General features: G+C 55.6%; 9 protein-coding genes. 3 read left to right on the forward strand and 6 right to left on the reverse strand.

The genetic code is table 11. The features are described 5' to 3' along the window. Positions 1-7: 7 nt before the first annotated feature. The 3 genes from IMQ33_RS05385 to IMQ33_RS05395 all read right to left on the reverse strand — a co-directional run bounded on the left by IMQ33_RS05385 (position 8) and on the right by IMQ33_RS05395 (position 6,543). Positions 8-1,108 carry an AAA family ATPase gene (locus tag IMQ33_RS05385; protein ID WP_196063029.1) on the reverse strand — a complete coding sequence of 367 codons (1,101 nt, stop codon included), beginning with the start codon at positions 1,106-1,108 and terminating at the stop codon, positions 8-10. Between the two features lie 59 nt (positions 1,109-1,167). Further along, positions 1,168-5,043, reverse strand: coding sequence for a WGR and DUF4132 domain-containing protein (locus IMQ33_RS05390; RefSeq protein ID WP_196063030.1), 3,876 nt, complete (start codon positions 5,041-5,043; stop codon positions 1,168-1,170). A 162-nt stretch (positions 5,044-5,205) separates the two neighbouring features. Further along, positions 5,206-6,543: a PLP-dependent aminotransferase family protein gene (locus tag IMQ33_RS05395; RefSeq protein ID WP_196063031.1), complete on the reverse strand. Its 1,338-nt coding sequence runs from the start codon at positions 6,541-6,543 to the stop codon at positions 5,206-5,208. Positions 6,544-6,638: 95 nt separating this feature from the next. Here IMQ33_RS05395 and IMQ33_RS05400 point away from each other — a divergent pair, with 95 nt between their 5' ends. After that, complete coding sequence (locus IMQ33_RS05400) at positions 6,639-7,517, forward strand: DMT family transporter (protein ID WP_196063032.1); 879 nt, start codon at positions 6,639-6,641, stop codon at positions 7,515-7,517. 100 nt (positions 7,518-7,617) lie between these two features. On the opposite strand, the gene IMQ33_RS05405 is transcribed toward IMQ33_RS05400, so the two are convergent. From IMQ33_RS05405 to IMQ33_RS05415, 3 genes are all read right to left on the reverse strand, one after another. Then, positions 7,618-8,934, reverse strand: a complete 1,317-nt coding sequence (locus tag IMQ33_RS05405; protein ID WP_196063033.1) for a ferric reductase-like transmembrane domain-containing protein — start codon at positions 8,932-8,934, stop codon at positions 7,618-7,620. A 94-nt stretch (positions 8,935-9,028) separates the two neighbouring features. After that, positions 9,029-9,610 (reverse strand): flavin reductase family protein, encoded by a 582-nt coding sequence (locus IMQ33_RS05410; protein ID WP_065684923.1) that lies wholly within the window; start codon positions 9,608-9,610, stop codon positions 9,029-9,031. Between the two features lie 100 nt (positions 9,611-9,710). Next, on the reverse strand, positions 9,711-11,132 hold the full coding sequence (locus tag IMQ33_RS05415; RefSeq protein ID WP_196063034.1) for an MFS transporter: 1,422 nt from the start codon (positions 11,130-11,132) through the stop codon (positions 9,711-9,713). Between the two features lie 287 nt (positions 11,133-11,419). On the opposite strand from IMQ33_RS05415, the gene IMQ33_RS05420 reads away from it, so the two are divergent. Together IMQ33_RS05420 and IMQ33_RS05425 are read left to right on the forward strand one after the other, a co-directional pair. Next, on the forward strand, positions 11,420-12,781 hold the full coding sequence (locus tag IMQ33_RS05420) for an MFS transporter (RefSeq protein ID WP_065684921.1): 1,362 nt from the start codon (positions 11,420-11,422) through the stop codon (positions 12,779-12,781). Positions 12,782-12,796: 15 nt separating this feature from the next. Beyond that, a complete protein-coding gene (locus tag IMQ33_RS05425; RefSeq protein WP_196063035.1) occupies positions 12,797-15,148 on the forward strand; it encodes a beta-glucosidase in 2,352 nt (783 codons plus the stop codon). Positions 15,149-15,260: the final 112 nt, after the last annotated feature.

A 15,260-nucleotide genomic window follows, 5' to 3' on the forward strand; every position in this document is an offset into this window, starting at 1 on the left:
AGCGCCTTTAAGGCAAACGGTGTCTGGCTTGGTAATAGGCCCGCCAGTGGTTACCGGGCTTTTTCGCGACCTTCTGCTCAAAATAGCGCCTGAGTTTTGCCCGATCGTCCGCATTGTCTTTGACCACCGTCCCGGCGATACACTCCACCAGATCGGCAGGCTCACCGCTACGCTGTTCAAGAAACCATGCCCGTACCCCCACCGCATGGGCCACGTTCACCGCCTCGGCGGTCGACATCACGGCGGTTAACCGATCCATGGCGTTGTCGCCGCCTTTACCCGTTGATTTCTCACCGCCGCGCAGATCGCGGAAGGTGGTGACCAGCAGTTCCAGCACCTCAACGGGGACGGTGTGAGGAATGGCGCTCTTTTCCAACAGCCGGTTGGACGCCGTAGCCACCAAATCCAGTTCCTGTTGGAAATCCATGATCGGAAATACGGTTTCAAAATCAAAGCGACGCTTCAGTGCGGCACTCATTTCGTTCACCCCGCGGTCACGGGTGTTGGCGGTGCCGATAATGTTGAACCCTTCCTGCGCATACAGCAGGTTATGGTCATCATTCAGCTCGGGGATGGTCATCACGCGATCGGACAACATACCCAGCAGGCAGTCCTGCACCTCTAATGGTGCACGAGTGATCTCTTCAAAACGCACGATTTTGCCGTCGCGCATGCCCTGATAAAGCGGTGCCGGAACCAGCGCTTTCAGCGAAGGCCCTTCGTTGATCAGCATGGCGTAGTTCCATGAATACTTGATCTGATCTTCGGTAATCGATGCCCCGCCCTGGATCGTCAGGCTGGAGGTGCCGGAGATGGCGGTCGCCAGCAGTTCAGACAGCATGGATTTGGCCGTGCCCGGCTCACCAACCAACATCAGGCCGCGGCCAGTCGCCAGCGTGACCAGCATCCGCTCAATCGAGGCCACGTCGGCGACAATTTTACGCTCAATGCCTAACTTTTCGTCACCCAGAATAAAGCGCCGAGCGGCATTCAGGCTAAGTGTCCAGCCCGGTGGGCGCGGCTGGTTATCCAATTCTGCCAACAGGGCAAGTTGTTCTGCGTATTGAATTTCCGCTGGTGGCCGCTGCATTTTTTGTTGTTCAGACATAGGGATGGATTCTCTTGGTAGGCGGTACGATCCCGACATGTGTCGGGATCAAGGCAAGCTTAGGCGCGCAGGGCTTCCATATCGCGGATCAGTTCGCTGATGACGATGTCATCCACAAGGGTGAATGGTTTGCGTTCTTCGGTTCGCTGCCAGTAATACTGGCCGTCGTCGATCACCACCGTCTCCAGCGTCTGTTCAGGGTATTCATCGACCATGCCCACGATAATGCAAGGTTCAAACGACAGGCTAAACCCCAACTGGCGATCGATGGGTTTGATGAAGTCCATGATCGCGCCGCCGTCCTGGGCATCACCACGGCGCCAGCCTTTGTTCGCCAGCCCAAGAATACGGCCAGTAGGGACTACGGCCCCTTTCCAGCGCAGCAGCTCACGGCTTGCCCGCTCTTGTTCGGTCAAGCTGTAGGTATCGCGGCCCAACTGCACGAACGGTTGCAACAGTTCATAATCGGCAAACAGTTGGCCGAAGCCTGCCGCCTGGTGCTCAGGCAACTCTAGCGCGTGCGGAATACCAATGCGTACGTTATCGCCCTGTGGCAAGGTGTATTCGTCATCTTCTGCTGTGGTCAGGCTGCCGTCTTCGGCAACGCGGAAACAGTCCAGCAATTTGCCGCCGTGAGTCGATGCATCGTCCACCAGATACACGCCCCACGCCAGGCGTTGCACCAAGTGGCGTACCAGCGGATGGCGTACCAAAAACAGCTCGAACAGCTCAGGTGTCCAGCGGCGGCGCTGGCACATGGCAATTTCCAGGCGCACAACTTGCTGGGCGGCCACGGTGCGGGCATCTTTTTTCAGCAGCTTGAAGATGTTCACCGCTTCGTTGGCCAGTTCCTGATTGTCGGTCTTTTTCGGCTTCGGCAGATCTTTCAGGCGGGTGCCATCCATATCGCGCACGAACGGTTTCAGCGTTTCATCGAAGCTGACGGTAAACTGGCGATCGCCAAAATCCAGCCGCAGCGAGCCGTTTTCATCCAGCCCTAAATCCGGTGCTAAACGGTCTTCCAACTCCTCAATGGTTAACTCGCGGGCTTCGGCAATGGCCGCAATCTTTTCCCGCGCCCGGTCCTGCAAGCCTTTAAATTTGACCTTCTGCGCGATGCCGTTCAGCAGCATCAGCGCCACGTCAGATCCGATCTGATTCAACACTTCAAGGCCGTTAACCGCCCGCTGGTGCTGAGCCTCTCCCGGCCAGGCACGAATAAACGGCGTGAGCTTGCGTGCAGTATCATCGGTACCAAACAGGCCCAGAGACATAAATGCCCAGCCCTCTTTGGACGGCGCCGCAGCAAATAACCATGCCGAGAACATATCCCAGGCAAAGTCCGCCAGTGAGTCTGGATCACAGGCCTGTTTAACCTGATTGATCCCTTCATACAGCCCCTCACTGACCGGGAAGCGCAGCATAGTACCCAAGTGTTCCAGCGCACTGTCCGGTAAGGCTTTGTTACTGGACTTGAGTAATGGACGACGCCAACCTGCGGGTTGATAGAAGTCCGGCGATTTGCTGATTTTACTTGGGAAGCGATCGAGCGGATCTTCATCCAGCATAGCGCGCAGTGCGTCGATCACCTCTGGATTGCCGTAAGCTTCACCGGTTTGCATAATCAACGCTTCGTGCCCCTGCGTTGCCAGCATCCGTAACGCCGAGGTCGCGCAATCTTTGGCTTCTCCTTTTTTGCCTAAGGCCGCCGGGATCAGGCCGATAGCGCTGTGGTGCGGATATTTGCACAGCCATTGCTGGGCTTCACTACGCAGCGTTTTCAGCTTGAGGTAGGCACGGGCGATAAGCGGAGCCAATTCGCAGGCCCCCACGTGGCCCCAGATAGTGGTCAGTTCCGTTGGACGAGAGCGCACCGCGTTGATCAGGCCAGGTAGAGCCGCTTCGCCAAACTTGGCCACCATATACCCCTCACCGCTGCATTGGTGAGTAGACAAACTGTTCCATAAGGCCAGCGCCATCTCATCGGGCAACAGGGAGGTAAAGCGCATACTAAAGTTTGACCAACTGGTCTGCGCAAGCTGAGCCTTCCAGGCGTCAATCAGCCCCTGCGTATCCCGGTTTCTGATGGCAATGGCCGCCGTTTCGTTCTGGCTCTTTCTATTACCTGATTGATAGATCTGGAAACCCAGCTCGTTGGCCAGCGTGTTCATGTTTTTTGCGGCAGCCTGATAGCGTTTTTCTTCCCACCCATTCAGCGCTAACCACTGTTTTTTCTCTTCATCGGTTAAATCGAGTACCGGTGCCAGCACCTGAGGCTCAAGTGCCAGGGCTGCCGCTTCGCGTTTTTTCTTTTTCTGTAGCCAAGGCGGGCTGACCAGCACCAGGGGTAAATCAGCCTCATCGGCTAATTCAACCGGGCCAGATACGCGGGCAATCAAGTCTTGCACCTGAGTTTGCGCGGCCCCGCTCATCCAGGGCAGTAACTTGGCCACTTGTTCAGGATTGGCCAACAGCAGATTGCTTAAGCAAGCGCTCAACATGCCGCTGTCTTTGTTGTTAGAGGCCAACAGCTCGGCAAGCGCCGGGATCGATGCCAGCGGCCAGCGGTGCGCGGCGTCGATAAACCGCGCCAGAAACGCTTTACCCTGACCGGAGACCTGCGCCAGTGCGGTAATTGCCGCAGGCGTGCCAATACAGGCCAGAGCATCACCGGTAAGGGTGATTTCCGGCTGGTAGGCCAGAATTGGCACCGCGTTAACGCCGCGCTCTGCAATCAGCGTAGCGATACTAAATTCACAGTTAAGGAATGCAGCGTGACGATACACAGAACGGCTCATTGCTCCTAACGACTTCAGGACAGCCTCGTCGGTGGCGACCAACTGTAGCCATGGCGTGACGTCACTATCCCCCTGTTGGAGCAACTCACCGGCTAACCGGTTCGCGATATCTGGGCGTTCAGGCAATAACAAGGCAATCAACGGCTGGCGGCTAACGTGCAGCTGCGGCAAGCCTGCGAGCAGTTTAGTCACGCAAATCTGCCATTCGGCCTCATCGGCACAAGCCAGATACTTACGAAAATGCAGCTCAGCGCAGCTATAGGGAGACATCCACGAGCCGCTTAGCGGATCTGCGATATCCGTATTGAGGTAGTAACTGTGCTTTTGCGCATCACTATCCCAGTTTGATTCAACACAGATCCCTTGCGCCAGTAGCAGCACATCAATCGCGTACGGCAATCCCTTTCTGGCCACTAAAAAGTCGGTAATATCTGTCTTGTTGTCGCCGTAATAACGGTTGGTACCGGCATTGCATGCAAGGGCAAACAACACCGCATCTGACTCAATGGTGCCGTCCATCTGTTGATCGGCCAACCGTTGCCAGCTTGCAACATAAGTCTGGCGCAACTCCGCAGACGAGGAGTCAAAGTCAGTCTGAAAATCGTCACTTTTATAGAGGTGGTTGCGAAGCTTGATCCAGCTCTGCTTAGCGTTTAGCTCCGGCTTTTCGCCCGGATGGGCTCGGTTGGCCAATGCCTGAACGCTTAAATTCTTCGGTAAGGAAATCGGTTCACCATTGGCTAGCCACGGTGGTGTTTCGCCAGCAGGTCTGGCGATGTCTGATGAGATAACGGATTGCGAGAGTATGGTGGCAGCAGAGACCTGAGGCGTACTTTCTGCTGGGGTATCGCTTATTGGCTCAGCGCGGGGTTTTTCTGCTGGTTCGGCCTTCGGTTTTGGCGCCGTGGCGCCAATGGTGGCGTTTTCATCAACGGCAATTTCAACGTAGCCTTTGCCGGTTTTTTCCTTCACCAGCTTGGTCATGGCAGCCGAGGCCTTGGCTTCGTTATCAAAACTCTTGGTCTGGCTTTGCCCTTGCGTACCAATCTTGCCCCAGCGCAGGTTTAAATCACTGTCCGACTGCTCGATTTGCCAAAATTTGTTTGATTTATCATCTTTGAATTCGAAATGACGCACCGCTGTCTCCCTGGGGATCAATTATCCATAAAATAACGCGTAGGATTAAGTTATCAGATATTTAGGCTATGAATAGGGGGACCACATGGAATTTGGGAAAAACGCCATGCGGTCAGATTGATGACAAAGCGATGTGCACACATGCTGCGCCCACGGCCCCTCTTAAAGATAACAGTGCAACTGTATGACCCGCTTAACCGTTGTTAATGCCTCACGCAGGGTGGGCAGCGGCAGCGAACCCAACGCCAAACGCAGGGCATGTGGTACATGAACCGAGGTAGCAAAAGGTTCTGCGGTAGAGAGCGAAATACGCTCTTTTAGCAGGGCTGCAGCGATGCGATCCGCCCTAACCTCCTCTGGCAAGGGTAACCACAGAAAATACGAATCAGGGTGGCCAATATAGTTCAGCTCGCTCAGTGCTTCACGAGCTATTGACTGACGTAATCGGGCATCTTGGCGTTTTTCGTCTTCTAGCCGCATAACGGTGCCGTCTTCGATCCACTCACACAAGATCGCGGTCATGATCGCCGGGGTATTCCAAGTGGTTGCCCTAATGGCTCGTTCCAATGCGGGGGTCCATTTTTCCGGGGCGGCCACTATGCCAACACGCAACCCGGTCGCAACATTCTTGGAAAAACCGGAGATATATACCGTGGATTCAGGGGCGAGACTCGCTAACGGCAATGGCGGTTTCTCTGCCAGATAGGCGTAGGCGGCATCCTCAATGATTAGCAGCCCATGCTCGCGCGCCAGCGCCACCAACTGATGCCTCTGTGGCTCGCTCATCACCCAGCCTAGCGGATTATGCAGCGTTGGCATGCAGTAAACGGCCCGCACCTGTCGGCGCTGGCATAGCCGTTCAAGTTCAGCCAAATCAGGGCCGTCACTTAACGCGGGAATGGCGACCAGCTCAAGATGGTAGCTCTCGGCCAGGATTTTAAAACCCGGGTAGGTCAGGGCATCAACCGCGACCACGTCGCCCGGTTGCAACAGCCCCATCACGGTGACGGCTAACCCTTGTTGAGCGCCATTAACCAGTAAAATATTCTCTGCCGCCAGATTTAAGCCACGGTGGCTCAGATGTCTGGCTACGATCGCCCGCTCGTGTGGCCGGCCTGCATGGGGCTGATAGCGTAGCAATGCGTCCAGATCGCCGGAGGAAGCCAACTGGCGTAAAGCAGCCCTCAGCAGTTCGCTTTGTGACGACAGCGTTGGGTAATTGAAGTTCAGATCGAGCATGTCCGTGGCGACGGCCTGCTGATCGATGCCCAAGCCCGGCGGCAGCGAAATCTCCCGAACAAAGGTCCCCCGGCCCGCCTCCCCGCTGACTAACCCCATCGCTTCAAGTTCCGCATACACCCTTGAGGCAGTGACCAACGACATACGTTCCTGGGCGGCAAGCTGGCGATGGGTGGGCAAACGGGTCCCTGGTATAAGACGCCCTGCGCGAATATCAGCGGCAAAGCTATCGACCAGCGATTTGTAACGAGCACGCGCCATAGCAACTTGTATCCATGACAATTTTTTGATTGTCATTATTTTGCGGCATAACATGCCGATCCACAATCTTACAACGTCGAAAATAAGGGTGTCACATGCAGGTGAAGAACGAGGGAAATAGCACCAGCGGCTGGCTCAACGGCTTTCTGGGCATGGTGATCTTCAGCGGTTCACTCCCCGCCACCAGAGTCGCCGTGCTCAGTTTTGATCCTCTATTTCTTACCGTCGCTCGTGCTTCTATCGCAGGCTTGATCGCACTCCTGCTGTTAGGGCTGTTTAAGCAACAGCGGCCACGAGGCGATCAGCTATTCTCTCTGGTGATCGTTGCGTTGGGCGTGGTGGTGGGTTTCCCACTGTTGACCGCGTTGGCGCTTCAGCATGTCACCTCAGCCCATTCCATCGTCTTTCTTGGCCTGCTGCCGTTAGCTACCGCGATATTTGGTGTGTTACGGGGTGGCGAGCGCCCTCGCCCGGCTTTCTGGCTGTTTTCCATTATCGGCAGCCTGTTGGTGATGAGTTTTGCGTTTGTTCAGGGTGTTTCCGCTTCGCTGGTCGGGGATTCGTTAATGCTGGCGGCGGTGGTGGTTTGCGGGTTGGGCTATGCCGAAGGGGCAAAACTGTCGCGGGAGTTAGGGGGCTGGCAGGTGATCTGTTGGGCGCTGCTGCTGGCATTACCCGTGATGCTGGTGACTTCACTGCTGCTGATGCCTTCATCCCTGGAGGCTATCCGCCTGCCAGCCTGGATAAGCCTGGCCTACGTTTCGCTGTTCAGCATGTTGATTGGTTTTATCTTTTGGTATCGGGGCCTGGCCCAGGGTGGTATTGCCAGCGTCGGACAACTGCAATTGCTGCAGCCCTTTTTTGGCCTGGCGCTGGCGGCAGGCTTACTGCATGAACCCGTCAGCCTGCTGATGTTGGCCACCACGTTGGGGATTATCCTCTGCGTGGCGGGATCGCGACGATTCGCCGGTTAACTGACCCGCAAATAAGCAAACAGCAGGGCTAGCAGGATCACAACGACGATGGTGGCAATGGCCAGGCGATCGGCAAACAGACGGCGCATCGGCTCTCTCCTCAGGCAAAGTTATAACGCTCGCAATGGTAGCGCGACATCGGCACGTGCAAATCGGCCAGCGCCTGCTCTATGACGTCCATCATGACGTTCGGACCACAAATAAAGTACTCATGTTCGGCATAACCGGGTGGCAGATGGCGTTTGAACAGTTCCGCAGTGATAAAGCCCCGCTCACCAGGCCAGTCCTCTGGAGGCTGTGTCAACACATGGACAACTTTCAGGTTCACTCTTTGTTCCAAGGCGGCCAGTTCCTCACGAAAGGTGACCGACTCCCAGTCTTTGCTGCCATAAATCAGCATCAACGGTTGGCGATCGCCACGATCGGCCAGCGTGCGGATCATGCTTATCATCGGCGTAATGCCCACACCGCCAGCAATCAGCACGCGCAGATCGGCCTGTTTGCCCAGCGTGAACGCGCCATAGGGGCCGTCAAGATAGACGCGTTGCCCAACCTGCAATGTAGCAATAGTGCTGGTGAAATCACCCAGATTACGAATGGACATCTCGACCTGTCCATCCGCAACTTCGGCACTGGAGGAGAATGAGAACGGGTGGCCCGTAAGGCTGAATGGGCTACCCCAGACGGTCAGCCAACCAAACTGACCGGGTGAAAAGCGAAAGCCTGGATGCCCTTCCGGCTGCATCAGCAACGTGGTGGTGTCTCCCCGTTCCTGGCGGACTGCCGCAATCCGATAAGGCTTGCGTAGCATAAACAGGGGTTTGATGATCCGCACATACAGCAACAAGACGAGCCAAAAAGCGATCAGCGCAATCCACAACCCACGTTTCCAAGGATCATCCAGATAGAAACTCCAGCCAATCATATGCAGGATCCCTGCCCCAAGCGCGATCAGCGCCAGGATGATATGAGTAAGATGCCAGGTTTCGTAACGGATATTCAATTGCACGCGCCAAAGCGCGGTGACCACCAACGCAATCAGCGAATAGGTTGAGAGCGCGGCGAAACGGGCGCGCCAAGGGGCTTCAATAAAGTTGAGTAATGGCAGCAGTTCGGGGCGGACGACAAACAAGATAATCGGGTGGGCAATCACCAGCCCCACGGCGATTAGCGAGATACGACGGTGAAAATGATAGATAACATCTTCGCCCAATGGTTCGGTCACATAGCGGAAACGAGCGGTCAGACCGAACTGCAACCCCATCATTGCCAGCCCGGCATAACCTAAGGCAACTGAAAACTCGGTCCAGAAATCCCTCGCGGGCGGCATAGCCCCCAGTAATAGAGCAAACAGCGGAGCAACAATGAAAAACAAATAAATCAGCAGCCAGCCAGCACTGCGCATAGTGTAGTTCATGGCCATACTCCGTGCCGAACGCCTTGAACTCAGTATAATTCAGCATCAGCTATTTGCTGTCTTATGGCGAGAGGTTACCACCTCGCACCAGAGTTTAACTCCCCGTTTTCGCTTTCAGCGATTCACCGATAGCATAGAACTGCCCACCGGCAATATAGTGCAGGCTACGCAGTGCAGGTTCGGCTGAGTCAAAATGCCAGTGACCATCTTTAAACACTCGCGTATCGGACCAGGCTCCGGTCACTTCGCCAATAAACAAATCGTGGGCCTGCTGATTATGGGGCTCAGAGATCAGCCGACACGCCAGCCAGGCAGAGCATCCGGCCACAAAAGGCAGTGGTCGATCGTCAAAACTGAACAGCTCAACACCACAGTTTGCCAGTTTGTCGGGATCGGTATGCAGGCTGCGGTTACCAACCTCATAGGTCAGTTGTAGCTGGGCCGCAGTGGGAACCTGGATCACAAAGCACCCGCTCTGCTCGATCAGCTCACGGGTTTTGGTCATCTTGTCCAGCACCACCGTCAGCTTCGGCGGCGAGAAGTCCAGCGCACAGGCCCAGGCGGCGGCCATCACGTCATTGACACCGTCGTGGCTGGCGGATACCAACACCGTTGGGCCATGATTAAGCAGGCGATAGGCCTTTTCCAAGGCCACGCTGGCAATAGGTTGGTTCATCATTTATCCCTCAAAGTTAGGCTGGGCTGGATACATTATCGTAGCTCGGCCACGAGCCATTGTGAAAGAGATGTTGGGGGTAGCCGCGTCTGTGACAACGTCACTCTTGTGTAGCAGGCTGCCCCTTGCGATACAACTGGCTCCACAGCGCCAACAACAACCCCAGCCCTGCTAAAACGGCCGCTACCAGATAGGTCAGCTGTAAACCTGCCGCGCTCCCTAACCGTATATCGCTGGCTGCCGAGGCCAAAGCGAATATGCCCCCCATGGCGGAAGCCCCGATGATAAAGCCAAGGTTGCGCGCCAAATTTAACAGACCAGAAGCCACCCCACGCCGCTCGATGCCAACCTGTTTGATCACCGCCGTGTTGTTGGCCGCCTGGAACAAGGCATAGCCTGCGGTGATCAGGCAGATCGGCAAGATATAGCCCACAACACCCTGCGTGGGTGAAATCATCGACAAAGCTGATGCCCCCAGGCAAACTCCCAGTAATCCCAGGCTAATCATCTGCGGTGCGCCGAAGCGGTCGACCAGATATCCCGATGGCACACCCGCCAATGCGGCGATCAGCGGCCCGGCGGACATTACCAAGCCAACCTGCTGTGGCGCTAACTCTAACCCGTGCGCAAGATAGAACGGCCCTACCACAAAGGACGTCATGATCACCGTACTCACCAGCATATTGGTTAGCAGGCCGCTGCTCAGGATTGGCTGACGCAGTAGGGCCAGTTGGACCAGCGGGCTTGCCACTTTTTTCTCAACCCAGACGAACGCGCAGGCCGCAACGGCTGTTCCCAACAGCAATAGGCTATTGAGCGAGCCGAAATGGCCGTGCCCTAACGTCATGGCAAGCGAAAATAGTGCCAGCGTCAAACCGAGCAAGGCCATTCCGACGAAATCAAAACCCCCCTGTTTCGTTACCTGCTGCGGATCGGTTTGCGGGAGATAGCGATAAACACAAAACAGCGCGACGCCCCCCAGCGGCAGGTTAATCAGGAAAATTGACTGCCAGCCAAACCCGGCAATCAAGACGCCCCCCAGCGTTGGGCCAAGCGCGGTTCCCACTGCGGATAAGGTGCCGAGCAGCCCCATCGCCCGTCCGACCTTATCCTTGCTGATGGTTTCGCCAACTAGCGCCAGAGTGATGGCCATCATCACTGCCCCCCCTAACCCCTGCGCAACACGTGCCGCAATCAGCCACCAGATGGTCGGAGCGACAGCACAACCCAGCGAGGCGAGCATAAACAGGCTGAGTCCGGCCAGTAATAGCGTGCGACGGCTGATGATATCCCCTAACCGTCCGACGCCTACAATCAGCGTGGTGATTGCCAGCAGATAAGCGATCACCACCCACTGCACATCTTGAAACGAAGCACCGAACACCTGCGCTAATGTGGGTAGGCTGACGTTGGTGATGCTGCTGCCCAGAGAAGAGAGCAGCGTTGGCAAGGCCAGGCTGATTAGCCCGCCGCGCAGGGCCGATGGTGGTGCGGGCAAGATATTTGGTACGGTGGATTTCATGGTTGACTGATCCCTGAATTAACTTGTCAGTCAGCGTATGGCAAACCATGACATGGCGGAAGGCGCATGGAATGCAACTTATAAGTGCACCAAACGCCATATGTCAGCATCGGGCGCAGCATGCAGCGCCCTTGCGGTCGAATTTAGCAATACCTGTGAGCTTTCTCACAACTCCGTGACAAAGCCCGGGGCGAGCAAAAAATAGGAACTGTATAAACAACCGCTGGCAAGCCACCCTCGGTGCTCTCGGTATACTCAAGGCGAATCAACCTGAGTGAGTAAGCAGAATGAAAACAACAGAAATCGTCTCAGACAGTTATGTGAAGGTCGGCGTACGGGAAAAGATTGGCTATGGCTTCGGCGATCTGGCCTCCAACCTGTCGTTTGGCTTTGTCTCCCTGTTCTTACTGTTTTTTTACACCAATATTTACGGCATCAGCGCGGTACAGGCGAGCCTGATCTTTGTGATTGCCAGGGTGCTGGATGCAATTTTTAACATCTTTGTCGGTTACTTTATTGATAAGACTCAAACCCGGCACGGCAAGCTGCGCCCTTACCTGCTGTACGGCGCGGTGCCCTTGGGGATTTTGACGGTCCTGTGTTTCAGCACCTTCGACAGCGACTATAAATTTTATTACGCGCTGATCACCTACACCCTCTATTGCCTGGCCTACACGGCGGTCAACACGCCCTATTCTGCCATGACCAATATGCTGACCCAGCACGAAGGCTCACGGGCTTCACTGTCGGTTTACCGCTTTGTGTTGGCTATTGTGGGTTACTTGATTGTCTCGACCACCGCCGACCTGCTGATCTCACAGTTCACCGATCAGAAGATGGGTTATGTGTTTGCCGTCAGCTGCTTTAGCCTGTTGGCCACCTTCTTCTTCCTGGCCTGCTTTGGTATGACCAAAGAGCGGGTAAAAAGCCTGCCAGATCAAAAGGCCCCCACGCTTAAAGAGATGATCACCGCCGTTTCCGGCAACCTGCCGTTAATCCATCTTTCCCTGTTCACGGTGTTTTTCTATATCGCCTATACGGTATGGATGGCCATTGCTATCTACTTCATCAAATACACCCTGGGAGATGAAAGCTTTACCGCCAAGTTCTTCATGATCCAATCTGCGGCCTATGTGGCGGGTACGGTGATCTCAGAAAAGATCATCAGCCTGATGGGCAAAAAGAAAATGGTTCAGTTGGGGCTGCTGATCGGGATTGTCGGCTTGCTGTTCCAATACTTCCTGGCGGGTGATAACGCCTACCTGATTATGACCGGCGTGTGCCTGTACAGCATTACCTTGGGGATGGGCTTTGTCGCGATGTGGTCGATGATTGCCGATACCGTTGAGTATGCCGAATGGAAACACGGCGTACGTACCGAAGGGGCCATTTACGGCTTCTTTAATTTCATCACCAAAATTGCCATGGCGATTGGCGGCGGCTGTGCCGGCTTGATGCTCGATTACTTTGACTACTCGTCCGAGCATATCAGCGCCAACGCGCTCAACGGCATCAATATGATGATGACGCTGTTTCCTGGCCTGATGTTTGCCCTGGGGATGCTGTTTATCTTCTTCTACAAACTGGATGAGCACACCTACCGGAATATCATCAAAGACATTGAATTGCGCAAAGCTAGCGCGCAGTAACCAGCAGGTATCCCTATGAAAAAAGATTTCCACGCCATCATTGCCGCCATGACTGCCGAAGAAAAAGTGGCGCTGCTCAGCGGTAGCGGTTTGTGGCGCACGGCCAGCTTACCGCAGCATGGCATTAGCGACATTGTGATGACGGATGGCACCTACGGCGTCCGTTACAGCACCAGCCAGATCGAACAGGGGGAAAATTGGCACATTAGCGATTTTCTGGCTGTGATTGGCCAAAGCGCGGGCGAGGTGGAGCAGGAAGAACAAAAAGGCGGCTCTGAGGCGCTGTTCAGCAAATCCAAACCGGCCACCTGCTTCCCGAATGGTTCAACCCTGGCCTGTAGCTGGGACGTGGATCTGGTGTACCAGATGGGCGAGGCGTTGGCCAACGAGTGCCAGGAGATGGGCGTCGGCATTCTGCTTGGCCCGGGGATCAATATTCGCCGCACACCTTTGGCTGGCCGTGGTTATGAATATTACTCGGAAGATCCGGTGGTCAGCGGTGACGTGGCCGCAGCCCTGATCAATGGGCTGCAGGACGGTGGCGTGGGTGCCAGCCTGAAGCACTTTGCCGCCAACAACTCGGAATACCGCCGTACCGAAATGGATTCAGTGGTGGAAGAACGGGCGCTGCGCGAGATTTACCTCTCGGGATTCAAGCGGGCGATTGACAAATCCACCCCCTGGACGGTGATGTCGTCCTATAACCGGCTCAATGGCGTGCAAACGTCGCAACACCACTGGTTGCTGACCGAGGTGCTACGCAATGAGTGGCGCTATGACGGACTGGTGATGTCCGACTGGTACGGCATCAAAGACCGCCCCGCTTCTTTGCTGGCGGGTAACGATTTGGCGATGCCGGAAACCCAGCGTGATAAACAGGAGCTGTTGCAGGCGATCGAGCGCGGTGAAATCCCTACAGAGGTGCTCGCTACTGCCTGCATGCGGATGTTAACCCTGATCGACAAGGTGCAGCGGCACCGCAAGCCGGGCACCAAGGCCGATTACCCGCAACATCATCGCTTGGCACAGCAGTTGGCTGCCGAATCGATGGTGTTATTGAAAAACGAAGGGAATATCCTGCCGCTGCTAGCCGGCAAGAAAACTACCATCGCCGTATTGGGTAAACCGGCGCAGGAGCCAGTGATCCAGGGCTCGGGTTGTGCTACCACCGTGCCTTACATGCTCGATCGTCCGCTGGATGAAATTTTCGAGGTGGCCGGAAACGACTTCCAGATCGACTATGCCATCGGCACCCCGGATGATAATCACGTCGACCCGCAAGCGCAGGCACATGCGGTTGAGCTAGCCAGCAAGGCGGACGTCGCCGTAGTGTTCGTCAGCACCGCCATTGGTGAGGATGGGGAAAACGGCGATCGCCGGGATCTGAATATCTTGCCTAGCCATGAAGCGCTGATCCGTGCGGTAGCCAAACGACAACCCAATGTGGTGGTCGTGTTGGCTAACAGCGATGCGGTGGTGATGCCTTGGCTGTCAGACTGCAAAGCCCTGCTGGAGACCTTCTTTGCGGGCCAGGGCATGGGCCGGGCGGTGGCGGATATTCTGTTTGGCCTGGCCAACCCCTGCGGCAAGCTGACGGTCACGGTGCCCAATACGCTGGAAGAAACTCCAGCATGGCTCGATTACCCGGGGGAAAACCTGCGCCATCACTACAGCGAAGGGCTGTACGTAGGTTATCGCTACTACGACCGACGTAAGCTGACGCCTCAGTTCCCGTTCGGTTTTGGCCTGAGCTATAGCCAGTTTAGCTATGCCAAGCTGGCGACTTCGGCCACCGAACTTGAAGAGGGCCAGCCCTTAACCGTCAGCGTTGAGGTGACCAACCGTGGCGATCGGGCCGGTAAAGAGATCGTGCAACTTTACCTGACTGCACCGCAGGGAGATCTGGCACGCGAAGTCCTAGCGTTGAAAGCCTTCGCCAAGGTGCATCTTGAGGCGGGCGAAAGCAAAACGGTGACCATGACGCTGGAATGGCCGGATTTTGCCTGTTTCCATCCGGGTATGGCCGCTTGGGTGGTCGATCCTGGCGAGTATCAGCTTCACGTGGCACGTTCTTCGCGGGATATCGCGCTGAGCACGGTGGTCAAGCTGTGCGCCAAGCCCTATTATTTACCGCTAAAGGTGGACAATTCGTTGCAGCAACTGATCGCTACCCCACCGGCTTTTGACCGCGTAGTGAAGTTATTGGTCAGCAAGAACGGCTTGCCGGAGGCGCTGATGCGCGAAAAGCTCATCGCGATAGCTCCGGATCTGTTCTGCGGCCTGTTTATCGCCCTGACGGAGTTCCTGGCTATTGATATTACTCAGCAGGAGTTGGAGGCTGCATTAGCGGAGCCTGCCGCCGTGTGACCCCTCACCCCAATCCCTCTCCCGCAGGGAGAGGGAGCGGTACGGTGATGTAAATAAGTACGTAATTCAATTTGCGGCATTTTAACTCTGGGCACAGCGTAAAGTTGTAGCA

Origin of the sequence: Serratia sp. Res13-Sevr-LER1-36-b (assembly GCF_015673035.1) — a bacterium.
Classification (GTDB): Bacteria; Pseudomonadota; Gammaproteobacteria; order Enterobacterales; family Enterobacteriaceae; genus Chania; species Chania fonticola_C.